This is a genomic window from Acetobacter malorum (genome assembly GCF_002153605.1).
In the GTDB taxonomy this organism is placed as follows: Bacteria; Pseudomonadota; Alphaproteobacteria; order Acetobacterales; family Acetobacteraceae; genus Acetobacter; species Acetobacter malorum_A.
Map to the genome: position 1 here is coordinate 111,400 of NZ_JOPG01000010.1, position 25,980 is coordinate 137,379.

23 protein-coding genes are annotated in these 25,980 nt (G+C 59.5%); 10 read left to right on the forward strand and 13 right to left on the reverse strand.

Translation table 11 applies throughout. The features are described from left to right. The 5 genes from rbfA to rimP are packed head-to-tail and all read right to left on the reverse strand — an operon-like array spanning position 1 to position 5,963. Entirely contained in the window at positions 1–471 is a 471-nt protein-coding gene (rbfA, locus tag HK23_RS05570; protein ID WP_063906914.1) for a 30S ribosome-binding factor RbfA, read from the reverse strand. Further along, complete coding sequence (infB, locus tag HK23_RS05575) at positions 468–3,140, reverse strand: translation initiation factor IF-2 (RefSeq protein ID WP_086653201.1); 2,673 nt, start codon at positions 3,138–3,140, stop codon at positions 468–470. The genes rbfA and infB overlap by 4 nt, the downstream gene beginning before the upstream one ends. After that, positions 3,137–3,790 (reverse strand): RNA-binding protein, encoded by a 654-nt coding sequence (locus HK23_RS05580; protein ID WP_063906915.1) that lies wholly within the window; start codon positions 3,788–3,790, stop codon positions 3,137–3,139. Before HK23_RS05580 ends, infB begins: the two co-directional genes overlap by 4 nt. Positions 3,791–3,815: 25 nt before the next feature. Next, positions 3,816–5,348, reverse strand: coding sequence for a transcription termination factor NusA (gene nusA, locus HK23_RS05585; RefSeq protein ID WP_063906916.1), 1,533 nt, complete (start codon positions 5,346–5,348; stop codon positions 3,816–3,818). 30 nt (positions 5,349–5,378) lie between these two features. Further along, complete coding sequence (gene rimP / locus HK23_RS05590; protein WP_062140989.1) at positions 5,379–5,963, reverse strand: ribosome maturation factor RimP; 585 nt, start codon at positions 5,961–5,963, stop codon at positions 5,379–5,381. Between the two features lie 225 nt (positions 5,964–6,188). Here rimP and HK23_RS05595 point away from each other — a divergent pair, with 225 nt between their 5' ends. The 3 genes from HK23_RS05595 (at position 6,189) to HK23_RS05605 (ending at position 9,090) form a co-directional block, all read left to right on the forward strand. After that, positions 6,189–6,782 carry a hypothetical protein gene (locus HK23_RS05595; protein ID WP_063906950.1) on the forward strand — a complete coding sequence of 198 codons (594 nt, stop codon included), beginning with the start codon at positions 6,189–6,191 and terminating at the stop codon, positions 6,780–6,782. Continuing rightward, positions 6,779–8,062 (forward strand): AAA family ATPase, encoded by a 1,284-nt coding sequence (locus HK23_RS05600; protein WP_063906917.1) that lies wholly within the window; start codon positions 6,779–6,781, stop codon positions 8,060–8,062. Before HK23_RS05595 ends, HK23_RS05600 begins: the two co-directional genes overlap by 4 nt. 62 nt (positions 8,063–8,124) lie before the next feature. After that, positions 8,125–9,090, forward strand: a complete 966-nt coding sequence (locus tag HK23_RS05605; RefSeq protein WP_086653202.1) for a hypothetical protein — start codon at positions 8,125–8,127, stop codon at positions 9,088–9,090. 37 nt (positions 9,091–9,127) lie between these two features. Here the strand turns inward: HK23_RS05605 and HK23_RS05610 are convergent, their stop codons facing one another. From HK23_RS05610 to acnA, 4 genes are all read right to left on the reverse strand, one after another. After that, entirely contained in the window at positions 9,128–10,033 is a 906-nt protein-coding gene (locus HK23_RS05610) for a LysR family transcriptional regulator (protein ID WP_063906918.1), read from the reverse strand. 227 nt (positions 10,034–10,260) lie between these two features. After that, a complete protein-coding gene (locus HK23_RS05615) occupies positions 10,261–11,769 on the reverse strand; it encodes an ABC transporter substrate-binding protein/permease (RefSeq protein WP_086653243.1) in 1,509 nt (502 codons plus the stop codon). A 50-nt stretch (positions 11,770–11,819) separates the two neighbouring features. Further along, entirely contained in the window at positions 11,820–12,566 is a 747-nt protein-coding gene (locus HK23_RS05620) for an amino acid ABC transporter ATP-binding protein (protein WP_063906919.1), read from the reverse strand. 82 nt (positions 12,567–12,648) lie between these two features. After that, positions 12,649–15,342 (reverse strand): aconitate hydratase AcnA, encoded by a 2,694-nt coding sequence (gene acnA, locus HK23_RS05625; protein ID WP_086653203.1) that lies wholly within the window; start codon positions 15,340–15,342, stop codon positions 12,649–12,651. Between the two features lie 263 nt (positions 15,343–15,605). On the opposite strand from acnA, the gene ccmA reads away from it, so the two are divergent. Together ccmA and ccmB are read left to right on the forward strand one after the other, a co-directional pair. Further along, positions 15,606–16,262: a heme ABC exporter ATP-binding protein CcmA gene (ccmA, locus tag HK23_RS05630; RefSeq protein ID WP_373270311.1), complete on the forward strand. Its 657-nt coding sequence runs from the start codon at positions 15,606–15,608 to the stop codon at positions 16,260–16,262. Then, on the forward strand, positions 16,259–16,927 hold the full coding sequence (ccmB, locus tag HK23_RS05635; RefSeq protein WP_082779376.1) for a heme exporter protein CcmB: 669 nt from the start codon (positions 16,259–16,261) through the stop codon (positions 16,925–16,927). Before ccmA ends, ccmB begins: the two co-directional genes overlap by 4 nt. Positions 16,928–16,942: 15 nt before the next feature. Here ccmB and HK23_RS05640 read toward each other — a convergent pair whose 3' ends face one another. Next, positions 16,943–17,989 carry an aldo/keto reductase gene (locus HK23_RS05640; protein WP_086653205.1) on the reverse strand — a complete coding sequence of 349 codons (1,047 nt, stop codon included), beginning with the start codon at positions 17,987–17,989 and terminating at the stop codon, positions 16,943–16,945. Between the two features lie 293 nt (positions 17,990–18,282). Between HK23_RS05640 and HK23_RS05645 the strand changes: the two genes are divergently transcribed. Beyond that, on the forward strand, positions 18,283–19,155 hold the full coding sequence (locus HK23_RS05645; protein WP_256940088.1) for a sulfurtransferase: 873 nt from the start codon (positions 18,283–18,285) through the stop codon (positions 19,153–19,155). Positions 19,156–19,232: 77 nt separating this feature from the next. Here HK23_RS05645 and HK23_RS05650 read toward each other — a convergent pair whose 3' ends face one another. Together HK23_RS05650 and HK23_RS05655 are read right to left on the reverse strand one after the other, a co-directional pair. After that, on the reverse strand, positions 19,233–19,955 hold the full coding sequence (locus tag HK23_RS05650; protein ID WP_063906924.1) for a YfdX family protein: 723 nt from the start codon (positions 19,953–19,955) through the stop codon (positions 19,233–19,235). 172 nt (positions 19,956–20,127) lie between these two features. Beyond that, the gene (locus tag HK23_RS05655) at positions 20,128–21,258 is read right to left on the reverse strand and encodes a type III PLP-dependent enzyme (protein WP_063906951.1); all 1,131 of its coding nucleotides are present in this window, start codon (positions 21,256–21,258) and stop codon (positions 20,128–20,130) included. 449 nt (positions 21,259–21,707) lie between these two features. On the opposite strand from HK23_RS05655, the gene HK23_RS05660 reads away from it, so the two are divergent. Beyond that, positions 21,708–22,694 (forward strand): YihY/virulence factor BrkB family protein, encoded by a 987-nt coding sequence (locus tag HK23_RS05660; protein WP_086653207.1) that lies wholly within the window; start codon positions 21,708–21,710, stop codon positions 22,692–22,694. Between the two features lie 96 nt (positions 22,695–22,790). Here HK23_RS05660 and HK23_RS05665 read toward each other — a convergent pair whose 3' ends face one another. Then, entirely contained in the window at positions 22,791–23,408 is a 618-nt protein-coding gene (locus HK23_RS05665; protein WP_063906925.1) for a septal ring lytic transglycosylase RlpA family protein, read from the reverse strand. A gap of 266 nt (positions 23,409–23,674) precedes the next feature. Here HK23_RS05665 and aroQ point away from each other — a divergent pair, with 266 nt between their 5' ends. The 3 genes from aroQ to accC are packed head-to-tail and all read left to right on the forward strand — an operon-like array spanning position 23,675 to position 25,934. Beyond that, positions 23,675–24,130: a type II 3-dehydroquinate dehydratase gene (aroQ, locus tag HK23_RS05670; protein WP_086653244.1), complete on the forward strand. Its 456-nt coding sequence runs from the start codon at positions 23,675–23,677 to the stop codon at positions 24,128–24,130. Next, positions 24,127–24,591: an acetyl-CoA carboxylase biotin carboxyl carrier protein gene (gene accB, locus HK23_RS05675; RefSeq protein WP_063906926.1), complete on the forward strand. Its 465-nt coding sequence runs from the start codon at positions 24,127–24,129 to the stop codon at positions 24,589–24,591. Before aroQ ends, accB begins: the two co-directional genes overlap by 4 nt. Continuing rightward, positions 24,591–25,934, forward strand: a complete 1,344-nt coding sequence (gene accC, locus HK23_RS05680; protein ID WP_063906927.1) for an acetyl-CoA carboxylase biotin carboxylase subunit — start codon at positions 24,591–24,593, stop codon at positions 25,932–25,934. Before accB ends, accC begins: the two co-directional genes overlap by 1 nt. The last annotated feature ends 46 nt before the right edge of the window (positions 25,935–25,980 follow it).

Genomic DNA, 25,980 nt, shown 5'->3' on the forward strand with positions numbered 1-25,980 from the left:
TTAGGCTTCCGGCTCTTCGTCATCCTGATCTTTAGCTGTCAGATCCCGCTGCACATCAGGAGATTTCAGCAGCGAATCCATATGCATGGCCACATCCAGCGTGGTATCCGGCTGGAAATGCAGTTCCGGAGCCGCACGCAGACGCAGCTTGTGCGACATCTGTGTGCGCAGCCAGGGAGCCACCCGCTTGAGCGCAGGCAGCAACGCATCAATATCGCTGCGGCCCAGACGGGCCACAAAGACAGTGGCGTGTTTAAAGTCTGGAGAAAGCCGGACTTCCGTAACCGTCACCGTGGCATCTGCCAGATCCGGGTCGCGGAAGGTGGTGCGGGCGAACAGTTCCGCCAGCACACGCCGCACTTCTTCGCCCACGCGCAACTGGCGCTGAGACGGCCCTAAAGGAGAAAGACCGGCGAGATACCCCGCCGGCCCTCCAATCCCTGCCTTGCCTGATCCGTTCCGACGGCTCATGCAGGCACCAGTTCGCTTTCAAAGCACTCGACCACGTCACCTTCGCGCAGGTCATTGTAACCCGCGAAAGACAGACCGCACTCGTAGCCTTTGGCCACTTCCTTCACATCGTCCTTGAAGCGCTTCAGCTGGCTCAGATCACCTTCATGGATCACCACGCCATCACGCAGCAGACGCACACCACAGCCGCGCTTGACCACGCCTTCTGTAATGTAGCAACCGGCCACTTTGCCGACCTTGGTAATTTCGAAAACCTTGCGGATTTCGGCATAACCCAGGAACTTCTCGCGATGCTTGGGCGCAATCTTGCCGCGCACCAGCTGTTCCACGTCATCCGCCACCTGATAGATGATGGAGTAGTAGCGAATTTCCACACCCTCGCGCTGGGCGAGTGTGCGGGCCTGCGCCGTGGCACGCACGTTGAAGGCAATGATGATGGCATCAGACGCCTTGGCGAACTGCACATCACTTTCCGTGATCTGCCCCACCGTTGCGTTGAGCACCCGCACAGCAACTTCTTCATGCGCCAGCTTGAGGACTGTTGTCTGAATTGCTTCAGCAGAGCCCTGCACGTCGGCCTTGATAAGAACCGCAACTTCTTTCTGCTCACCAGCCTGAATACGGGCCAGCATCTGATCCAGCGTGCCGCGAGCAGCAACCTGACCAGCAACCTGATGCTCCTTCAGCTTACGCTGACGGAATTCACAGATCTCACGAGCGCGGTTTTCATTTTCCACGACCACAAACGGTGCACCGGCAGACGGCACGCCAGTCAGGCCCAGAATTTCCACCGGCATGGACGGCGTTGCATCCGCTACCTGACGACCACGGTCATCAATCAGCGCACGCACACGGCCCCATTCGGAACCCGCCACAACAATGTCGCCCTTATGCAGGGTGCCTTTTTGCACCAGCACAGAGGCCACAGAGCCACGGCCACGGTCCAGACGGCTTTCAATCACCGCACCTTCAGCAGAGCGATCCGGGTTTGCCTTCAGGTCCAGAATCTCGGCCTGCAGAAGAATGGCTTCTTCCAGCTGGTCCAGACCCTGACGCTTGGTGGCAGACACTTCAACGTCCTGAACGTCACCGCTCATGGATTCCACAACAATCTCGTGGTTCAGCAGTTCCTGCCGCACCCGGTCCGGATTGGCACCTGGCTTGTCGATCTTGTTGATGGCCACAATAATCGGCGCATTCGCAGCCTTGGCGTGTTTGATGGCTTCAATCGTCTGCGGCATCACGCCGTCATCCGCTGCAACCACCAGCACCACCACGTCCGTAATGGAGGCACCGCGGGCACGCATGGCGGTAAACGCCTCATGACCAGGTGTATCCAGGAAAGTGATTTTCGCACCGGACTTCAGCGTAACCTGATAGGCGCCGATATGCTGGGTAATACCACCGGCTTCCCCTGCGGCCACGTCCGTGGTGCGCAGAGCATCAAGCAGGGAGGTCTTACCATGGTCAACATGGCCCATCACGGTCACAACAGGCGGACGAGACTTCAGCTCTTCGGGCTGATCCTCAACACCTTCAATGCCCAGCTCAACGTCGCTTTCAGAAACACGGCGCACGCGGTGGCCGAATTCTTCAACAATCAGTTCAGCCGTATCGGCATCAATGCTCTGCGTGACAGTCGCCATAACGCCGTTTTTCATCAGCGCCTTGATGACTTCACCCTGACGGGCAGCCATACGGTTGGCGAGTTCCTGCACGGTAATGGTTTCCGGCAGAATGACGTCACGCACCACGCGGACCTGATCGGCACGCAGGCGTTCGAGTTCAGCCTGACGGCGTTCACGCTCACGCTGGCGACGGACAGAGGCGAGTGAACGCGTCTTGTCATCATCCCCTTCGATCGCGGCCTGCACGTCAATACGGCCTGCACGACGCCCGGAATCCCCCTTACGAGGACCAGCGCTCTTGCGGTTTGGCGGAGCCCCACCACCCGGACGACGGGAGGGAGCACGACGTGGTTCGTCCTCACCCTCTGCACCACGACCACGCAGACGCAGGGTCTGAGCAGCAGGGGCTTCCGCACCAGCGCCAGCAGCAGGCTGCGGACGCGGCGTTGCCGGTTTGAGCGGACGAGCCGGCATAATAGCGCGTTCAGCCAGAGGCTTGAGGCGGCTTACCGGCGGAGCCAGTGTGACTTCACCCGGGATCGGCACAGCCGACACAACGGGGCCTTTCGGCTCAATCTGCTTGATGGAGTCGATACGCGCCTTGCGCTCGGCGTCTTCAGCCTCAGCCTGAGCTGCGGCCTGCTCTTCTGCAGCGCGCTTTTCGTCTTCTTCCCGACGACGCGCTTCTTCAGCAGCGGACAGGATCTGAATCTTTTCCTGCTCGCGCCGTTCGGCTTCCCGCCGTTCAGCCTCAGCGGCTGCTTTTGTCTGTTCCGCCAGCACACGCTGGCGCATGGCCAGTTCAGCAGCCGTCAGGGTACGACCACCCCCGGCCCGTCCACCGGCACCTCGTCCACCAGCGCTACCAGGAGTACCGGGGCCACGCTTTTTGCGCACCTCAACCTGTACAACCTTCGAGCGCCCATGGCTGAAACTCTGCCGCACGGACCCGGCATCAACCGTCCGTCCGACTTCCGAACGCCCTGCCGGTCGAAGGGACAGACGCCCCTTACCCTGATCCTGATCCTTGCCTTCGCTCATTGACCCGCCTGTTCACACCCATCCGCCGGAAAGGTCCGACGAACCCGGGAGCCACCATCGGCAACCCCCGAAAAACGCTTATTCTCACAACACAGACGCGAGGCCAGAACCCCGGCCGCCAGCGCCGCATTCACAACTCGCTCCCGCCCAAAAACCTTTGCAAGGTCTTCCGTCGAAAGCGCCTCAACCACGGGGAGGTTCCTGGCGCCCGACACGAGCCGACCAAGTTCATCTCCGCTTCCATCCGATGCGTGAACAATCACGGCAGCACGACGCTGTGTGACCCATTCCCGCACCTTCATAAAACCGCTTATGGACTGCCCGGCACGCCGTGCCAGCCCAAGAAGTTCCACCATTCGCCGGTGCAGACCTGCCTCTACCTGAGCAGACAGATCATCCGGCACCGTAACCTGACACCGCGCGGCCCGTGGGAACACGCCGCGTTTGCGGGCCTGTTCTATCACATCCCGCCGGGCGCTCAACCATATTCCCCGACCGGGAAGGCGCGCGTCCAGATCCGGCACCACAACACCAGAGGGTGACACCACAAACCGTATCATCAGGGCGGGCTGCCCCTGCTCCCGCGTTACTGCGCAACGCCGCAGGGGACCTTTCTCATCATCATACGCTTCGGGCAAATCACCACTCATTGTTCGTCAGGCCCGAAAGACCTGCTCAGCCCTCTTCCTGACCGGAAGGCTTACCCTCTTCTCCATCAAACCAGTGAGCACGTGCCGCCATGATGATTTCATTGGCAGCATCTTCCTCAATGGCATCGGATCCGAGAATCTCGACAAGCTCGTCACCAGCCAGGTCCGCGAGGTCGTCAAGGGTTTTTACACCTTTTTCGCCCAACGTCACAAGCATCTGGTTCGTGAAGACCCCGAGATTGGCAATATCGTCCGTCACACCAAGCTCACGGCGCTTGGCATCAAGGTTTTCTTCCTGACGCACCAGATAGCCTTCAGCGCGCTGAACCAGCTCACTGACGACCGACTCGTCAAACCCTTCGATGCCAATCAGCTCGTCCGGGTCAGCATAGGCCAGTTCTTCAATCGTGTGGAACCCTTCTGTGACCAGCAGCCCTGCAATGACGTCATCAACGTCCAGTGCTTCCACAAACAGATTGGTCCGACGACGGAATTCTTCCTGACGACGCTCGGATTCTTCAGCCTCGGTCAGGATATCAATATCCCAGCGCGTCAGCTGGCTGGCCAGACGCACGTTCTGACCACGACGCCCGATAGCCAGCGAGAGCTGTTCATCCGGCACCACGACTTCAACGCGGCCTGCTTCCTCATCCATCACCACCTTGCTGACTTCAGCCGGAGCAAGGGCGTTCACCACGAAGGTGGCTGCCTGCGGGCTCCAGGGGATGATGTCGATCTTTTCGCCCTGCAATTCGGCCACAACGGCCTGCACGCGGGAACCACGCATACCAACGCAGGCCCCGACCGGATCAATGGAGGCATCACGAGAGATCACAGCCATTTTCGCACGGGACCCGGGGTCACGCGCCACAGCCTTGATTTCGATGATGCCGTCATAGATTTCCGGCACTTCCTGCGCAAACAGCTTGGCCAGGAAGGCCGGATGTGTGCGGGACAGGAAGATCTGCGGGCCACGCGGCTCGTCACGCACATCATAGATATACGCACGCACGCGGTCCGAGTTGCGGAAGGTTTCACGCGGGATCAGCTCATCACGGCGCAGAAGCGCTTCAGCAGAGCCGATTTCAACCATGAGGTTGCCATACTCGGTCCGCTTGACGGTGCCGTTGATGATCTCGCCTACGCGATCCTTGAACTCATTGTACTGGCGCTTGCGCTCATATTCACGCACGCGCTGAACAATCACCTGCTTGGCGGTCTGGGCGGCAATACGGCCGAAATCAATCGGCGGCAGCGGATCAACCAGATACTCACCAGCCTTGATTTCAGGCTGGAATTTGCAGGCAATCGCCAGCGGAATCTGAGTTTCTTCGTTCTCTACCGTGTTGACAACTTCCGTCCAGCGAGAAAGACGAACTTCCCCCGTCCGGCGGTCAATTGTCGCGCGAATATCTTTTTCGTGCCCGTATTTGGCACGACCGGCCTTCTGGATGGCCTGCTCCATGGCCTCCAGAACTTCCTCGCGCTCGATTCCCTTCTCGCGCGAGACAGCATCTGCAACCAGCAGCAGTTCAGGACGGGAAACAGAGGTATCCATACTCTCAGCTCTCCAAAGCAGGCGGCTTGATCAGTGTAACTTGCGCCCGGCCGGATCTTCTTCCCCGGCCTTGCTCTTTTCTTCTTCACCCGTCTCGGTCGGGCGCGCCATCTGCGCGCTCGCCTCGATCAGGGCATCTGTCAGGACCAGTCTTGCCCGCCGGATTTCTTCCAGCGGCAGGGCGGCCTCGGTCCCATCATCCAGCCGCAGCCGGGCAATACCATCTTCCGCCCCAAGCACAACACCGGAAAACCGGCGGCGGCCATCAATCGGCACCAGCACTTCGGCCTTGGCCTGATGCCCGGCAAACCGGTTCCAGTCCTTGGCGCGGGTCAGCGGCCTGTCGATTCCCGCAGACGAGACTTCGAGAGTCCACGCCCCCGGAATGGGGTCTTCCACGTCCAGCACAGCGCCTACTGCATGGCTGATACGTTCACAATCTTCCACGCTGATCAGCGAACCATCGGCACGGTCTGCCATGATCTGCACGGTCGGGCTTTCACGCCCCAGCACCGCAACGCGGACAATTTCATATCCCAGATCTTCCAGCGTTGGCGCCACAAGGGCGACAAGCCGGGCTTCAAGACCGGAATGAGCAGGCAGATCAGCGTCCAATGCAAAAAAGGCGGCCCGTCAAGGCCACCCCCCAAAATTCTGATTCAATGAAAGGATGATCCTTCATGTAGGGGATACACTGCCAGGCTGCAAGGGCGGAAACAGAGTCGAGCCGCGCCGGACGGCTAATTCGTGAAAAAGAAATTAATGGGCATGCATTCTTTTCCGGGCTTTGTTAGGAGCTCAGAACTTGCACTTTCCTGCCTGGGTATGTCTGATTGCGTTATGACTCATTTGCCTGACCCCGCATACAAGGCACAGACGGAAAAAGAGGAAAAACCTTCCCATTTCCGCCTCCTCATGGTGGCGCTGGCCACCTGCGCTCTGGTAGCCGGGGCCGGTTATCATTACGCAGGCTCCAGCAACGGGAGCAGTAACGCTCCTGTAGCCGGCGGTGCTACAGACCAGACGGGCGGAACCGCGCAGCCACGCCCCGGTGTGCAGTTTTCCCTGATTGCACCGGACAAGGCGGCGGATGCATTGGCCATGTCCAGCTTTTCTGAAAAAGAACAGGCCGACATTCTGGCGGCCGTAAAACGGCGGGAACTGCGCCTGGTGGCCATGCCGATTTTTGATGCAACCGGCGCAGGAGGGACTGTCACCGTGATTTGTGGAACCACACGCCAGACCGTGCTGCTCCAGCCCAAGCCGACCGTTCTGATTCTTCCCATTACAGTCGCCGGAAATGTTGATATCATTCCGTCGTCTGACCCCGGTAATGTCGGGATAGGCAGCGGTGTGGTGACCATGTTTGGTCCGCAGGCCCTGCCTGTCATGCATCAGGGTGACACACTTGGCCTGACGGTGATTGCGCAATGAAAGGCCTGCTCCCGGCTCTTAACCGGCTGATGCCGCTGATGATGGTCATCTTTCTGGTTCTTGCCAGTGTCCAGATGGCCATCAGCCTGCACCTCTCGCTGGCCTCTCTGACCCACTTCATGGAGTGGTGCGCGCCTGCCTGGCCTGTGCTGGCTGCCGTAGGCGGATTGCTGACAATCGGGGGGCTGTTATTTGAAACACGTGCTGAAGGGCTTGCACGCAAGGGCCTTTTACGCCGACGGGGGTGGATGATGGACGTTCTCGCCAGACTGACCAACCGCAACGCGCTGGAAGAAATGCTGGCGCGGGAACAGCGGGAAACAACAATTGATGCCGAGGAACTGGCCGCCAACCTGCGCGCCCGCGTGATCGGGCAGGATCAGGTGTGTGAGGATATCGCCACACAGCTGCGCCGCCGTCTGGCCCTGCAGGTGCGCGGCAAACCGGTAGGCATTTTCCTGCTGGCTGGCCCGCCCGGCACCGGCAAAACCTATCTGGCCAAACAGCTGGCCCGCCAGCTTGAACGCCCTCTGCTGCATTTTGATATGACGCAGATGAGCAGCCCCCACGCCGCCACCCAGCTCTTTGGCTCCCCCAAAGGCTATGTGGGGTCCGACACCTACGGCAAGCTGACCGGCGGCCTGAAGGAAAAGCCGGACGCCGTAGTGCTGCTGGACGAAATTGAAAAAGCCCACCCGGATGTGTTCAAAAAGTTCCTGACTGCCTGGAACGACGGGCATGTGACGGAAGCCTCCACCGGGCAGCAGATTTCCACCGTCCGCTGCATTTTTGTGCTGACCTCCAACATCGCCACCGATGCGCTGACGGAAATTGCCGACCGCCTGCAGAATGACCCGGACCGCATGCGCGCCGAGTCGGTCGAGGCGCTGCGTCAGGCAGGGTTCGCGCCGGAAGTGCTCAACCGTCTGGACCGTATCTTTGTGTTCCGCGCCCTGAAAGGGCTGGATATTGCCCGCGTTTCCGCGCTGGAAATTGAAGGCATGATTGAAAGCTACGGCCTGAAAGTGGAAACCGGGGGCATTGATGCCGGCCTGCTGATGGATGTGATGCGCCGCCAGAGCCGCATGGGCGATTCGGCCTCCGCGCGAGATCTGGTGCGCTCTATTGAAGACATGATCAGTGAATCTCTGATTGTGGCCCGCCAGCAGGGCGCTGAGATGGTGCGCATCGTGCGGGAAGATGACGGCACGATTACCGCTAAGATTGCGGATGGCACGCCCGATAACGGCGATGCCATTCATGCCCGCCTGACGCCGTAAGGCCAGTCCCTCCGACTGGCCTCACCTTCCGCCTTTGAACTCTGTGAACTGAGCAACCCGGCATGTCCGCTTTTACCCGCCTCTGGCAACGGGCGCCCCTGTGGCGCACCGCCCTGATTACCACCGGTGTGTGCGGGGTGTTTTCCGTGCTGTTCCCGGCCCCCTGGCTGGTCAACCGGCTGCCTTATTATGGAACCCTGACCTCCAAAGTCGGCCATATGATGGGCCGCTCTGCCACCGGCACGGAGGCACAGCCCAACCCGGATGAAGGGCGGCGCATGGTCTCGCAGCCGCCAATGGATGCGCAATTTGAAGGCGTGATTCCCTTTGCCGGGCGGCAGCTCCCGCTCCCGGCGGGGAAATGGCATCCAGTGCTGAACTATCAGGATGACGTGGAGCACGGCGAAGTTCTGACATCCATTTTTGTGCGCTCAGAACAGGGTGCGGTCACGGGCTTCATGATTGCTCAGGCCACAACGCAGTCCCTGCCCGCCTCCGCGACGGAACAGCTGGCTGCCCAGTGCCACAGCACCTTCAATTTTAGCGTGGGGGATCTGCCGCAGGACGGGAACCGGACGGAATGCTGGATGACCTCTCCCATCAAGGTGGTCAACAATCTGTTTCTGACCTCTAATCAGGCCCTTCAGGGTTTGCTGAGCAGCCCGCTCTTCATCCCGCCGGCTCTGCAACGGCTGGGTATGATGGGCTTTCAGCTCCCACCCGTTCTGGTGGATGCTGCCTGGACGCGGATTGAAAAAAGCCAGTCCGGGAAAGGGGTGGATTTTGCGACCATTCACACGCTGATCAGCCCCGCAATTCCGGGGCCGAAAGCCGCCGTGCCGGGCTCCCCGGAGAACTGGTCTCGCGGTGGCATGGCGGATGCCCCTGTGGTGGCTGACTTTGTCGGTCGCACCGATAACTGGCTGAAAGGCTGGCTGCCTTATCTGCGCAAAAGCTATAAAGGGGAGATGGATAGCAGCGTTCCTCTGCCACCCGCAGTTGCCGCAGACCCCGGCTTTCACAGTTAAAACCGGATGGGCGGCCCTGAGCCGCCCGTCGTTTCTGTCAGCCTGAAAGATCGTCCCGCAGAACTTCTGAAGACACTTCCACCAGAAAATCCAGTACCGTACGGGTGCGGAGCGGCAGTGTGCGCGGGCCGGTATGCACGGCATAGAAAGGCAGGTTGGGAATACGCCAGTCCGGGAAAAGCCGGACCAGCTTGCCCTCCTCTACGCCCTCACGCACCTGAAATTCCGGCAGCAGGCCAATCCCGATATCCGCCAGAACGGCAGACAGAACAGCCTCGCTACTATTGGCGCGGAATACGGTGGACGGCGCAATGACGCTTTCTTCCTCGTCCCGGAACAAATGCCAGTCATGCCGGCCGCCGCCGTAATTATAGACAATGGCGGGATATTCAGGGAGATCTCGGGGGTGCTGCGGCGTGCCACAGCGGGCCAGACAGGCCGGGGAGGCCACCAGCCATTTGCGGACCACACCCAGCTTGCGGGCAATCAGGGAGCCTTCGGCAATGTCCCCCACCCGCACGGCCAGATCCAGCCCTTCTTCCACCAGATCGCCAAATCCATCACGGATCACGACTTCGACGGAAAGATCCGGGTGGCGTTCCAGCAACTCGCCCAGACGGCTGGTGAAATAGAGCCCGAAAGCGGTTGTCATCCCCAACCGGACCAGACCGGAGACCGACGCCCTGCGGCGACCCAGAACGGTTTCTGCCGTTTCCAGAATTTCCAGCACTTCATAGGCATGCGGGAGGAGGCTGCGCCCGTCTTCCGTCATCATCAGGCTGCGGGTGGTACGCGCAAACAGCGTTGTGCCGTAATGCGCTTCCAGCAACGCAATATGGCGGGAAATGGTTGGTTGACTAACCCCTGTCTCTCGCGAAACAGCGGAAAAGGAGCCTGTGGCCGCTACGCGGACAAAGCTATGCAATGCTGAAAGAAGATCCATTCAATCCCGGACTTTTTTGCAGAGATTCCGCCATAATCCGCCGCCGCCCTCAGGATATGCCGGACCCGGACAGCCCGGGCATTGCCCGCGCCCCACACCCTCAGACAGAAACAGATGATAACCCAAACCTATCAGGTTATTTGTATCATTTGTGACGTATGCTCCGGTGAGAGACAATATAGTGTGTTCTCTGCCCCGCCATGCCCTAAGCGCATTGGCAGGCGGGTTTAACGCCGCCTGATATGGGGTTGAGAGAGTTTTTTCTCGGCCATCCGAGCCAGCCGGACAAACGGCAGACCCAGCAGAAGATACGCCCCTCCGACCATCAGACCCGTACCAAAATAATCAAAATAGGTTGAAGAAAGCCGGATGTAGGTCTGGGTCAGCTCGGTCAAGGTAATCACGCTGACCAGCGAGGAATCCTTCAGCAGGGAAATGAAGTCATTCGTCATGACCGGCATCACCAGCCGGAAGGCCTGTGGCACGACCACATAGCGGAGCGCCTGCACGTGCGTCATGTTCAGCGCGAGTGCTGCTTCCATCTGCCCGCGCGCGACAGACTGCAATCCGGCCCGGTAGTTTTCCGCTTCATACGCAGCGTAATTCAGCCCAAGAGCCAGCACACCAGCCACAAACGGCGTCAGGTTCAGGCCGCATTGCGGCAGGCCGTAGAAGATCAGTAAAATCTGGATCAGCAGCGGCGTGCCGCGCACAATCTCCACATAGAGCGAGGAAAGCGTGGCCAGTGGAGCCGGGCCATACAGCCGCAGCAAAGCAAGCGTCAGCCCCAGCCCGACAGCCAGCACCATGGCACACAGAGAGACCAGAAGGGTGAGCACGGCCCCTTTGGCCAGCAGCGGCAGGAAGCTTACATAACGCGCCACCTTGGCATGCCAGCCGGACGAGCCGTGCAACGCGGCAACGTAGTCATTCCAGCTTGTCGGCTCGATCGCCGGAGTGGACGCATCTTCAGCCCAGGCGGCCGTTTGGGGGGTCCACAAATTCCACCGCGCCAGAATACGGTGCAGGCTGCCATCCTTTTTCATGGCTGCCAGAGCGGTGTTCACCTGTTCCCGCAGGGCAGCATTCTGCCCTTTGGCAAAGGCAATACCGTAGGACACCGTGCCAATCGGCTCCCCTATCACCTGAAGGTCCGGGTTGGTGCCGCCGTAATACTGGGCAATCGGTCCGTCAATCAGCACAGCATCCGTGCGCCCATTGACCAGATCCATAAAAACATTGGTCTCTTCATCATAGGTGCGGACCTGCACCTGAGGATGGTTAGCCAGAATCCGCTCAGCCTGCGTGGCCTTCATCGTGCCGATAACGTGGCCGTTCAGCGCTTCCAGCGTGGAGAGAACCGGTCCGGTGCGCCGCACTACAATGCGTTCGGACGTCACATAATAGGGAACGCTGAAGTCAATCCCTTCGGCATGCTCAGGCGTAATCTCAATCCCGCAGATGACCATTTCATACAGGCCACGCTGGAGGCCTGGAATCAGACCGTCCCAGTCATTCTGCACAAAGTGCAGAGGCCTGCTGATATGCTCGCTCAGAGACTGCATCAGGTCATATTCAAACCCGGTCAGGCGAGACTGGTCATTGGGGTCATGAAAAGTATACGGCACATCTGCCGAGGCATCCGCCCCCCACCGCAAAGGCTGTTCCGCACGGGCGGCCTGAGGCACCATTCCGCCTGCCCCGGCCAGCAGCACCAGAACCATTGCGCACACCATCCAGCGCGGAACGGTTAGAAAACGGGCCAGATGGCGCCGCATGCCGTGTTTCACAAAACAGTCCTCAAAAAACGCCGTGTCCGATCATCTGCCGGATTCACACACAAAGTTTCCGGTGGGCCAGATTCAATAATGTGGCCGCCATCCATATAAACGATTGTATCCGAGGCTACCTGCGCAAAACGCATGTCATGCGTCACAATAATCTGCGTCATGCCTTCATCATCCAGCTTACGCATCACCCCCAGCACTTCCTCCGCCACAATGGGGTCCAGTGCGGAAGTCGGTTCGTCATACAACATAATCTCCGGCCGCATGGCCAGCGCGCGCGCAATGGCCGCCCGCTGCTGCTGCCCGCCGGAGAGTGAAACCGGGTAACGCTGCGCCACGCGGCCCAGCCCGACTTTTTCCAGCAGAGCCATCGCTTCATCCCGCTCGGCAGGCCCCGTCTCGCGCTTTACAACACGCGGGGCAAGCAGGACGTTATCAAGCACGCTCAGATGCGGAAAAAGATTAAAGTTTTGAAAAACCATGCCGACATGGGTGCGGAGCCGGTGGGCCACGTGCTCATCCGCACGCCGCCACGGGCCGCCGTCACGCGCAATGGTCACCCCCATGGCGTTAATGGTGCCACGGTCGGGGATTTCCAGAAAATTCAGACAGCGCAGAAAAGTTGATTTCCCGCACCCTGAGGGGCCGATGATGGACACCAGCTCCCCCTTGCGCACCTGGAGGGAGACGCCCCCCAGAATGGCACCGTCTCCAAAGCTTTTGTGAATATCCTGTGCGTCGAGCACAACAGGTTCATTTTCAAGGCAAAAAGCCGGCCCGGAGTTATCCGGGCCGGCATTCTGATGTTCCGATGGAACAAGAAAATCGTCAGGCAGCTTTGGTCATCCCACGCAACACATACTGAAGGATGCCACCATGCCGGTAATACTCAACTTCGTCCAGTGTATCGACGCGGCACAGAAGCTCGACATCCTGCGTGGATCCATCAGCCCGCGTAATGGTCATGGTGACGTCCATGCGCGGGGTAATTTTTTCCAGACCTTTGATGGTGATGGTCTCATCACCCTTCAGGTTCAGGGTCTGGCGCGTCACACCGTCCTTGAACAGCAGGGGCAGCACGCCCATGCCCACAAGGTTGGACCGATGGATACGCTCAAAGCTTTCTGCAATTACAGCCTTGATGCCCAGCAGCAGGGTGCCTTTGGCCGCCCAGTCACGCGAGGACCCCATGCCGTATTCCTTGCCACCGAACACAACCAGAGGGGTGCCCTCTTTCTTGTATTCCATGGCGACATCATAGATCGCGCCTTCTTTGCCATCCGGGAAGTGCTTGGACAGCCCCCCTTCTGTGCCGGGCAGCATCTCGTTCTTGATGCGGATATTGGCAAAGGTGCCACGGACCATCACGCGGTCATTCCCGCGGCGTGAACCGTAGGAGTTGAAGTCCCGCGGTTCCACACCGTGTTCCATCAGATACCGGCCAGCCGGGGAGTCTTTCTTAATGGCACCGGCAGGAGAGATATGGTCGGTCGTGATGTTGTCACCCAGCAGCGCCAGAATACGGGCATTCTCAATGTTGCCGGGCGCAGTCGGCTCGTGCGTGATGTCCTTGAAATACGGCGGGTCCTGCACGTAGGTGGATTTGGCATCCCACTTGTAGGTTTCAGACCCGGTGGCCACCTTGAGATCCTGCCACTCCTTCGTGCCCTTGGACACGTTCTTGTAGCGCTGGATGAACTCTTCACGGTTGATGGACGAGCCAATCAGATCCGCGATTTCCTTATTGGAAGGCCAGATGTCTTTCAGATAGACGGGCTTGCCATCCTTGGAGGTGCCCAGCGGCTCCGTGGTGATATCTTTCCGCATGGTGCCCAGCAGAGAATAGGCAACCACCAGCGGCGGGCTGGCCAGATAGTTGGCGCGTACGTTGGGGGAAATACGGCCCTCAAAGTTACGGTTACCAGACAGAACAGACACCGCAACGAGGTTGTTGTTCTCAATGGCGTCCACAATGTGAGACGGCAGCGGACCGGAGTTCCCGATACAGGTGGTGCAGCCATACCCCACCGTGTTGAAGCCCAGAGCATCCAGATCTTCAGACAGTTTGGAACGGTCCAGATAGTCCGTCACCACCTGAGAGCCGGGAGCCAGAGAGGTCTTCACCCACGGTTTCGGCTTAAGCCCAAGAGCGCGCGCCTTGCGGGCCACCAGACCTGCGGCAATCAGCACCGCCGGGTTGGAGGTGTTGGTGCAGGAGGTAATAGCGGCAATGACGATATCGCCCTGACCAATTTCATAATTGGTCCCGGCCACCGGCACTTTCTTGTTCGCATCGTTTGCCGGTACGCCCAGAGAAGAGGTCAGTTCTTTTTCAAACGCCGTCTTCGCTTCCTTCAGCACCACGCGGTCCTGCGGACGTTTGGGGCCGGAGATGGACGGGACAACCGTGGACAGGTCGAGTTCCAGAATATCGGTAAACACCGGCTCCGGCGTTTCTGCGGTGCGGAACATGTCCTGCGCACGCAGATATTCTTCCGTCAGCTTGATGCGGTGTTCGTCACGGCCAGTTTCACGCAGGAAGTCCAGCGTCAGTGTATCAACCGGGAAGAAGCCGCAGGTTGCGCCATATTCCGGGGCCATGTTGGCAATGGTCGCACGGTCAGCCACCGGCAGGTGGTCCAGAGCCGGGCCAAAGAACTCAACAAATTTGCCAACCACGCCCTTTTTGCGGAGCATCTGGGTGACTGTCAGCACCAGATCGGTCGCCGTCGCACCCTCAGGCATCTTGCCCGTCAGGCGGAAGCCGATCACGTCCGGCACCAGCATGGCAATCGGCTGGCCGAGCATGGCGGCTTCAGCCTCAATGCCACCAACACCCCAGCCCAGCACGCCAAGGCCGTTGATCATGGTGGTGTGGCTATCCGTGCCATACAGTGAGTCCGGATAGACATACTCTTTGCCGTCCACATTCGCGGTCCAGGCAACCTGCGCAATATATTCCAGGTTCACCTGATGGCAGATGCCCGTATCCGGCGGCACAACAGAGAAGTTCTCGAACGCTTCCTGACCCCAGCGCAGGAACGCATAGCGCTCACCATTACGCTCAAATTCCAGCGTGATGTTTTTCTGCAGCGCGTCCTGCGAGCCGTAGACATCCACCATCACGGAATGGTCAATCACCAGATTGACCGGCACCAGAGGGTTCACCTTCTGGGGGTTGCCGTTCAGCTTCACAATCCCGTCGCGCATGGCAGCAAGGTCAACCACTGCCGGCACGCCGGTAAAGTCCTGCATCAGAATGCGAGAGGGCTTGAACGGCACCTCTTTGCTGCTGTGGCCTTCCGGCAGCCAGCCGGCAATCGCCTTGGCGTCATCCACACTGTAGGAATGGCCGTCTTCAAAGCGCAGCACATTTTCCAGCAGCACTTTCAGCGAAACAGGCAGACGGCTGACGTCGCCAATGGTCTTTGCCGCTTCCGGAATGGAAAAATAATGATAGGTCTTGCCATCAACCGAGAGCGTGCGACCTGTCTTGAGTGAATCGTGCCCAACCGTCTTCATAGTTACCCTTCTCCCCGATCACAGCCGATGGCTGGTGATACGTTCCGGAGCCGGCACGCCGCCAGGTGCGGCGTTTTGCGCTCACCCGGTCTTCCGGGCGGCCGGCTTGATATCCCGATGACGTTAGAACATACCGGCAGTCTGGCGCGGCACAAGCGGGCTGGCGACCACGAGAACGCGAGCAGGCCCGCTTTGGCGGTGTTTAACCGGTAACAATAAGGAGAAGTCCCATCTCCGAGCTTTCTTCTGATGCCTCACCCCGTCTGGTGGCAGAGTCTCTCTCGGTTTTCCGGGGGGATCGGCTGGTGCTGGATGATGTCAGCCTGACGCTGGAGCGCGGTGGCGCGCTGCTGCTGACAGGCCCCAATGGCGCTGGCAAGTCCACTTTACTGCGGGTTCTGGCCGGATTACGCCGCCCGGATGGCGGCGCTCTGCTGTGGGATGGTGAGCCCGTAACGCAGGACCGCACGGCTCATGCGGCCCGCGTGGCGTATCTGGGGCATCAGGACGCGTTAAAGCCCAGCCTGACCGTGCGGGAAAATCTGGCGCTGTTTGCGCGCGCTGGCGGTGGAGACATGGATGCCGCCCTGAATGCCGTGGATCTCCTGCACCTTGCCAGCCTGCCCGCCCGCCTGCTGTCTGCGGGCCAGAAGCGCCGCACCGCCCTCGCGCGCGTACTACTGGCGCAGGCACCGCTCTGGTTGCTGGATGAACCAAGCCTCGGGCTGGACGCCGCCGCTGTAGAGTTGCTGGGACAGGCCATCGCCACCCACCGTGCGCAGGGCGGCCTTGTGGTTGCCACAACGCACGTGCCTCTGCCTTTAGGAGAAGTCAGCCATCTGGCGCTACCGGGCATGCCGGATCAGAGTCGTGGCTGGTGGGGTTCTGACGAAACTGACCTGACAGGAGACGCCGCATGATGGGCCTGTTTTGCGCTCTGGTCGCCCGGGACCTGCGGCTGGCTCTGCGGCACGGGGCCGACACGCTGGGCGCAGTTCTCTTCTTTATTCTGACGGGCACGCTGTTCCCGTTAGCCCTCGGTCCCTCCCCGGACCTGCTGCGCCATATGGCCCCCGGTATTATCTGGGTCTGCGCTCTGCTGGCTGCCCTGCTGCCGCTGGACCGTTTATTTGGCGCGGAGCTGGAAGATGGATCGCTTGATCAGCTCCTGCTATTGGGCCTGCCACCGTCACTGGTAGCACTCGCCAAAATCACTGCGCATTGGCTGACTACCGGCGTTCCGCTGCTGCTGGCCGCCGTGCCGCTGGCCATCATGCTTGGCCTGCCCACCTCTACCCTGCCAATTTTGCTGGCGGGTTTGCTGCTGGGATCCATGGTGCTGTCTCTTATTGGTGGGATGGGGGCCTCCATTGTGCTGGGTGCCCGACGCGGCGGTGTGCTGCTGCCCTTGCTGGTGCTGCCTCTGATTACGCCTGCGCTGATTTTTGGCGCGGCCGCCATTGATGCCGCCCGGACCGGCCTGCCCTGGGCTCCGGATCTGGAATTGCTGGGCGCTTTTCTGGCCGCCGCCATTCCCCTCTGCCCCCTGGCAGCCGGGGCAGGGTTACGGGCCGCGGTGGAATAACCGCGGCCCTACCTTTTACGGAGCCGGGTTGGAATGCACCTGATGGATGGCGTTGATTTTCTCTTCCAGCTCCGGCGTGATCTGCACCTTTACTGAGGTCAGAGCCGTCATGAGCTGCTCCACGCTGGTGGCACCGATGATATTAGACGTCACAAACGGGCGGGACGTTACAAACGCCAGCGCGAACTGCACAGGGTCAATCCCCTCGGCCTTTGCAAGGTTCAGGTAGGCTTCCACCGCCACATCCACACCCGGTTTTTCATAACGCTGCCCACGATTAAACAGCGTGGTACGCGCCCCCGCAGGCCGCGCGCCGTTGAGATATTTGCCGGTCAGATAGCCTTGCGCCAGCGGAGAATACGCCAGCAGGCTGACCTTCTCCCGCAGGGCCATTTCCGCCAGACCAATTTCAAAAGTTCGGTTGATCAGATTATAGGCATTCTGAATCGATGCCACGCGCGGTGCGCCCTCTCTGGCGCAGGCCAGAGACTTCGCCACACCCCATGCCGTTTCATTCGACAGGCCGACATGACGGATCTTGCCTTCTGCCACGAGGTCCCCCAGCACACCCAGCGTTTCTTCCAGCGGCACTTCATCAGCGTCGGAAACGGTTGTAAAAGTTGTGCCACCTTCGCCAAACAAACCGATTTTCCGGTCCGGCCAGTGCAGCTGATACAGGTCCAGATAATCTGTACCCAACCGGCGCAAAGAGTTTTCCAGCGCATAGCGAATCTGGCGCGGCGTCAGACGGGCTTCCTCCCCATCGGGCCGGAACCACGGAGAGGAACTCCGCCCCACAACCTTGCTGGCCAGAACAATCTTGTCGCGGCTGCCACGCGCTTTCAGCCAGCTACCGACAATGGTTTCTGTTGCCCCATAGGTCTCCGCGCGCGGCGGAATGGAATACAGCTCGGCAGTATCAATAAAGTTGACGCCATGCTCCAGCGCCAGATCGAGCTGGGCATGCCCTTCAGCTTCCGTATTCTGCTGGCCAAACGTCATGGTGCCCAGACAGAGTTCACTGACCAGAATGCCCGTACGGCCAAGTTCACGATACTGCATGACATATCCCCTTCGGAGTGTTTGACAAAAATTCTAACCCGAAAAGGGTAATCTTCCCAGCGCATACCCAGAACAGAACAGCCGCACACTTCCGCCAGAGCCACTCTGAAAGTGTCTGAATTCTGAAAAAATATTTAGCCGGTTGTCAGAAAGAACGCTGAAACCCGCACAGAGCTTCACAAACCCGATAGCCTCCTGCCTGCCTCATAACGGCACCGCATGTGCGGGCCTACAGGTGCCGTACCCCGGCTGTTAGGGTCTGTGGTCTCAAACAGTTGTGGAGAAACCGAATGCTGGACTCTGTCCTTTTTTCCCCTAAACAGGTTCAGGAGCTTATCTCCACGGGCAACGCCGTTTTTATTGACGTGCGTGACCGCAAGGATTTTGACGCAGGCCACCTGCCCGGTGCTGTCAATATGCCGGATATTTTCACCTATCTTGCAGAAACGACTGAGGACGGCCTCAAAACCCTTCAGGACAAATTTGTTGACCTGTTCTCCGACTACGGTCTGGATGGCAAGAAAACAGCCATTATTTACGAAGATGCCCTGCATACGCGCTATGGCGGGTCATGCCGTGGCTACTGGATTTTGAAGTATCTCGGCTACCCGAAAGTGGGCATTCTTGATGGCGGCCTGATGGCGTGGAAACAGGCTGGTGGCACTCTCACAACGGAAACCACCAAGCCGGAACGGACAGTTTTTCCGATCAGCATTCAGCCCAGACTGATGGCAACGTATCAGGATGTTCTGCATGCGCTGACGAACCCGAGCGTTAAACTGCTGGATAACCGGGACAAAGTGGAATGGCTGGCAGAAAGCTCCTCCCCTTACGGTGTCGACTTCGCCCCGCGCAAAGGCCGCATTCCCGGTGCTGTGTGGATCGAATGGTATGACTTCATGAAAGTCTCTGATGGACAGGCCTCTTTTCGGTCCAAAGAGGATATTCTTGAACTCGCCGCATCCCGTGGTCTGGCACCAGACGATGATATCATCGTCTACTGTTTCAAGGGTGCTCGGGCTGCCAACACTTATGTTGCGCTCTCGCAGGCCGGTTTCAAAAATCTGCGGATTTATATGGGGTCCTGGAACGAATGGTCCCGCAACCCGGAACTGCCGATTGAAGGGGGTATCCCCAAAGCAGCAGCACCTTTAGAAAACGCATAAGAAAAAGCCCCGGTTACACACCTGTAACCGGGGCCTGCTCTCAAACCAGCAGAGCGCAACACTCTGCTGGCTGCATCTTATTTTGCCTGCGGCGCGGCAGCGGCCGGAGCCTGCTGCGGCACAGCCTGAACATTGACGGACGCATAACGCACAGCATTTTCCGCATCGCGCAGAGCTTCACTCGCTTTGTACGGATTGCTTTTAATAAATTTGGCCGCTCTGGCCACATCTTTGCGGGTCTGCTCCAGAGGCACTGCGGCAATAATATAATCCGCATCAATACCCGAGACCTTCAGCACATCTCCGGCGCGGGCGGTATTCCCGGCCCGCAGATGGCGGTTGGCCGCCGCAACAGCTGCATTTTTTTCCGGGGTGGGCTCAATCGCCTCGTCCAGCACCAGCTCGCCATCAATCGGCAGCCAGGCCACCGGCGTGGTGCTGGCAGAGGCAGCATGCGCGGGCGTGGCTGCTTTTGTCTTGGCGGGCTGAAGCTCGGTTTCCGCTTTCTGGAAAGCTGTGTTGTCTACACGGGCCCGTTCCAGCGCCATATTGGCATCGGCAATCAGGCGGCCTGCGGCATCCAGATCCCCATCAAAAATGGCCTGACGTGCCAGCCCGATATCTTCCGAGGCCGTGCCACCGTCCACGGAAAGCCGCCCAAAATCCTGCGCTGCCGTATCTGCAACCGCAGGCGCTGCGGACGTGGCAGGCGTTGCTGTGCTGGTGGTCTGAGCAAAACCCGGAACCACAGAGGTTGCAGAGGCCAGAAGGGCCGCCAGCAGCAGTCCTGTTTTTTTCATGAGATCTCTCCAGACTCATCATCAAAGGTCGCAGGAGTGTTGAGCCAGATGAACACATCTGCAAAGGCAGCCCCGCACAAGGCTGGGCTGCCGTCCTGTCTGGGCAGAGCCGGAGAGGCATAAAACAAGGGGTGACAGGCCTGTAAGAGACCAGCCACCCCCTTGGAACATATCAGATATAATGTTCCGTTAGCGGCAGAAAACCATTGAACCGGGTGGAGCAATAGGTGGACACGTACGCGCCGGTGGCATCCAGTTCCACCTGCTCGCCCGCTTCCAGCCCCAGAGGCAGCTCATAGGCTGTCTTTTCATACATGATGTCCGCGCCATCACAGGTCGGGCCAGCAATAGCGACCGGGCCGGTGGGCGAGCCATCCCGCGGGGTGCGAATGGCGTAGCGGATGGCCTCGCCTTCCGTTTCCGCCAGACCGCCAAAGCGGCCAATATCCAGATAGACCCAACGCGGCCCGTCTTCCCGCCCACGGCGGCTGACCAGCACCACTTCTGAGCGTACCACCCCGGCCTCACCCACAAGAAAGCGGCCTGGCTCAACCAGCATTTCCGGCAGAGCGTTGCCGAAATGGGTCGTCATGGCGTGACTGATCGCCTGTGCGAAATGGTCAATTTCCGGCACATCGGCCCGGTAACGCACCGGGAATCCGCCACCCAGATTGACCATCCGCAGGTCCAGCCCGGCAGCGCTAAGGTCTGTAAACAGCGCCGCCACACGGGCAATCGCCACCTCATACGCATCGGACGAGAGCTGCTGGCTGCCAACATGGAAGGACAGACCATACGGGTCCAGCCCCAGCTCCCGCGCCAGAAGCATCAGCTCCCGCGCGGAGTCGAGCGTGGTGCCAAACTTGCGGGAGAGCGGCCATTCCGCGCCGTCATTATCCACCAGAAGGCGGCAATACACGCGGGAACCGGGGGCATGAGCCGCCAGCTTTTCCAGCTCTTCCCGGCAGTCAAACACGTACATCCGCACGCCAGCCTCATAGGCTGCACGAATAGCGGAGACTTTTTTGACCGTATTGCCAAAGGAAATCGCATCCGGGGCAGCACCTGCTTCCAGACACAGAGACACTTCCTCCCAGGAGGCCGCATCGAAGCTGGACCCAAGCCCCACCAACCGGTTGAGAATCGGCATGGCCGGGTTGGCCTTGACGGCATAATACACCCGCGCATGCGGCAGAGCGCTTGTCAGGGCATGATAACGAGCCTCAACCTGGTCGACATCGACGACGAGGCAAGGCGTTGCTGGCTTTTGCTCAGCGAAAAAACGGGCAATTTTGGGATTCATCCCACCCATTCCCCCAAAATAAGGCTCCATCGCTTTTGGTAAATACGCGAGGAGGAGTTGCGAAACGGTCTAACGGACCAGCGACCAGAGAAGGGCCCCCAAACAGCGGAAACCCCGATTGCCAGAACGCTTGACGTCGTTGCGTAACCTCAGAGGGCCAGTGGCACGTGCGTTGCTGCGTAGGGGGGTGCATATGAGGCCTGAACGCCACAAGCGCAAGTCAAAAAAAGGCCTGTTTTAAAAAAACGTGGAAAACGGACCTCAAGGACTATAAAACCGGCTTCATTCGGTTTCTTCACGTCTGCACAGCGTCTTGAGCATTGCAGAACGCCTTTTTCTTCCGTGAAGGGAACCGCCCGTTACAGCAAGCCCGGCTCAACGCCCGGTATTCCACGGTTCGGCCCCCTCAGGCGCGATGCCACACGCCAAAAAAGGATGCTTCACACACGATGCAGGTTCTCTGTGATCCCGCCGCTCCGCATCAGCACGATCTGACCTCAGCTGAAGGATCGACGACGGACGCCCCAGACCATGGCCCCAAATTTTCCCGCCCCTCTGCCCTGCGGTGGCAGGACTGGAAAACCATTTTCACGCTGACGTTCAAAAGTCTGATTTCCGGCCCCACCACGCTGGTGGCTGCCGGCTGCGCCTTTTATACCACGCTCTCTCTGTTCCCGGCCATCAGCTCGCTGATTTCCATCTACGGGCTGGCGTTTGATGTGCAGACCGTTACCCCCCAGCTGGAAGTGCTGCGGAATCTGCTGCCGCCGGGGGCTTACGCGCTGATTTATGACCGTATTCAGACACTGGTGGCCGAGCCACACAGCTCTCTGACGGTCAACCTTGTCATTTCACTGAGTGTGGCGCTCTGGTCTGCCTCGGCAGCGACCAAATCCATTCTGTCGGCACTCAATATTGCCTACAATACGCAGGAAAACCGGAATTTCTTTGTGTTCCAGCTCACGGCACTGGCCATGACGCTCTCCGCCGTGCTGGGCGCTGCCCTGACACTGGCGCTGATGGTCGCCCTGCCGCTGCTGCTTAATCTGCCCGCATGGCTGCACATCCCTACTCCGCCCGGCTCTATTGAGTTTCTGGCGCAGTGGAGCGGGCCGGTTATCATGTTCACCTTCCAGATTCTGGCCATGTCCGCGCTTTACCGCTTTGGGCCGGACCGTAAGGCGCCGGGCCAGTGGCGCTGGGTAATGCCCGGGGCACTGTTTGCCACCTGCACATGGATTATCGTGGCCTTCGGCTTCTCCTATTACGTGGCGCATATTGCCAGCTACAACGCCACGTACGGACCTCTGGGGGCCGTCATTGCCATCATGATGTGGTTCTTCGTCAGCGCATGGGTCGTGCTGATGGGGGCGGAACTGAATGCTGAAATGGAAATCTACGCACGGGGCGAACGCCGCAAACCGCTGTCGTTCTGACCCTCCCTCGATACGCGCTCACTCTGGGCGCACACAAAAAAGGCCGGTCAGGATCACCTGACCGGCCTTTTTTATACGCTTTAAAAACGTGAGATCTTAGTGGTGTGCAGCTTTCACGCGGGAACGATGCAGGACGCGCACCGCATGCTGCGGCTGGGCAGCCGCCATCTCCAGCGTATTGGACTCCAGGGATTCGCTACCATCCTGCGGGGCAGACGCAACTTCAATCGGAGCCGCCTCAATCTTCACATGAGCAACACCAGCGCCCAGCATGCCAATGCGGGCTGCCGCGGCCTGTGAAAGGTCAATAATCCGGTTGTGGCTGTAAGGTCCGCGGTCATTCACCGTCACCACAACCGAGCGCCCTGTCTCTTCAGACGTGACCAGCAATTTGCTGCCGAGGGGGGCTGTGGGGTGCGCTGCGGTCAGGCTGGCCTTGTTGAACAAAGCGCCTGAGGAGGTGCGGCGGTTATGGAAACGACCACCATACCAGCTGGCCATGCCTTTCTGGAAGCGGCGCGCATGCGCAGTCTGCCCGGTTTCCGGAGTGCTGAACGTCGGGTCCTGCTCCTCCCGCGCGGCCAGAGCGCGCTGAACGGAGTCGGCCCATGCGGTCGTCCCCTGTCCTTCATCGGCTGCTTTGGCAGCGGAGACAGAGGCCATGGAGGCCATAACAAACACACTTCCCAGAAGTGCCCGGCGCAGGGCTGACATCCGCTTGTTTACTCCGTTTTCCGTTTAACCCGGCCAATAAAGCCGGTGCACAGGGTAAAAAGCAACCGCTTTCTGCCCGGCAGACCTTTTGGTTCTCCCCGTGCATGCCCTGCCGGAATGGCAAAAACATGGCACCGGCATGCCCTTTACATTTCACTTTGGCCGGTGAGAGACGCCGGACCGAGAGGTTTTTCATCAGGATTTAGGGGTGCAGGGCATCTCTTCTCTTGGATGCTGTCCGGCATCGTGCTACGGCCCGGAACACTATGGAAAGACCCCTCATCGCTGTGTTTAACGGCCCGAACCTCAACATGCTTGGCCAGCGCCAGCCTGAAATTTATGGCCGCGCCACGCTGGATGATGTGGAGCAGATCTGCATTCAGACAGCCGACAAGCTGGATCTGGCCATCGACTTCCGTCAGACGAACATTGAAGGGGAGCTGATTTCCTGGGTGCAGGAATGCCGCAAGCGTGCGCGCGGCATCATCATCAACCCGGCGGGATACAGCCACACCTCTGTGGCTTTGCTGGATGCGCTGCTGGCCACGGACCTGCCCGTGATCGAGGTGCATATCTCCAACATTCACCGTCGTGAGCCGTTCCGTCACGTCTCTTATGTCTCGCGCGCCGCTGTTGGCGTAATCTGTGGGCTAGGCGTGGCGGGGGATTCTCTGGCATTGCAGGCAATGACAGATCTTATTCTAGATGAGGATGACCAATGAGCGGATTGCTCGTGGACGCAGATGCCATTCGGGCATTGGCCGAAATTCTGACCGACACCGGACTGACTGAAATCGAGGTCTCGGAGAAAGACAGCCGCATCCGGGTGGCCCGTGCCCCCGCAACGGTGCAGGCTGTAGCGCCGGCTGCCGTTGCAGCAGCGCCTGCTCCGGCCCCGGTCGCAGCACCTGCCCCTGTCCCGGCGGCACCGGCTGACCTCTCCCGCCACCCGGGTGCTGTTAACAGCCCGATGGTGGGTGTGGCGTATCTCACGCCGGACCCGTCCTCTCCGCCGTTTGTCAGCGAAGGGCAGATTGTCAGCGCTGGCCAGACCCTGCTGCTGATTGAAGCGATGAAGACCTTCAACCAGATCAAAGCCCCCAAAGCCGGCACGGTGAAAACCCTGCTCGTCGCCTCTGGTGACCCGGTGGAATTTGGCCAGCCGCTCGCCATTATCGAGTGATGTTTTCCAAAATCCTCATCGCCAATCGCGGCGAGATTGCCCTTCGTGTCCTGCGCGCCTGCCGGGAACTGGGCATCAAGACCGTAGCGGTTCATTCCACAGCGGATGAAGACGCCATGCATGTGCGTCTGGCGGATGAAGCCGTGTGCATCGGGCCGCCTGCCGCGCGGGATTCCTACCTGAACGTGGCCGCCATTCTGTCTGCCGCCACCATCACGGGGGCGGAAGCCATCCACCCCGGCTATGGCTTTCTGTCAGAAAACGCAGATTTTGCGGAAACGGTGGAAGCCCATGGTCTGACCTTTATCGGCCCGACGGCGGAGCATATCCGCATGATGGGCGATAAAATTACCGCCAAAACCACCATGGAAGCGCTGGGTGTGCCGCTAGTCCCCGGTTCCGATGGCGAGCTGAAGAGCCTGGACGAAGCCCGGGCCGTGGCTGCACAGGTTGGCTATCCGGTGCTGATCAAGGCAACCGCAGGTGGTGGCGGGCGCGGCATGAAAGTCGCACATGACGCCAGCGAGATTGAGGAAGCCTGGAGCGTAGCCCGCACGGAGGCCCGCACAGCCTTTGGCAATGATGCGGTCTATCTGGAAAAATACCTCGATAAGCCCCGGCATATCGAACTCCAGATTCTGGGCGATAACTACGGCAACGTGGTGCATTTTGGGGAACGTGACTGCTCCCTGCAGCGCCGCCACCAGAAGCTGCTGGAAGAAGCTGGTTCTCCGGCCATCACGCCGGACCAGCGGAATGCCATTGGCAAGACGGTGACGGACGCCCTCTCCAAAATGGGCTACCGGAACGCAGGCACGCTGGAATTCCTGTATCAGGATGGCCAGTTCTGCTTCATCGAGATGAACACCCGTCTGCAGGTGGAACATCCGGTGACGGAAATGGTGTGCGATGTCGATCTGGTGCGTGAGCAGATCCGCCTCGCCGCTGGTGAGAAGCTGGGCTACACGCAGTCTGATGTGACGTTCTCCGGCCATGCCATTGAATGCCGTATCAACGCGGAAGACCCGGATACCTTCGCCCCCTGCCCCGGCACGGTGGCGGTGTATCACGCACCGGGCGGTCTGGGTGTGCGCATCGATAGCGCGCTCTACACGGGCTACAAGGTGCCGCCGTATTACGACAGCATGATTGCCAAGGTGATTGTCCACGCCCCCACACGGGCCGAGGCCATTGCCCGTATGCACCGTGCGCTGGATGAGTTTGTGGTGGAAGGCATCAAGACCGTTATTCCGCTGCACCGCCGCATTCTGGCTGACCCTGAGTTCCAGAAAGGGGATTACACCATCCACTGGCTGGAACAGTTTACCGCGCGCCCGCACTAAAACGGTGCGCTACCCCGGGCCGGCGCCTCCCTTACCGGAGCCGCTG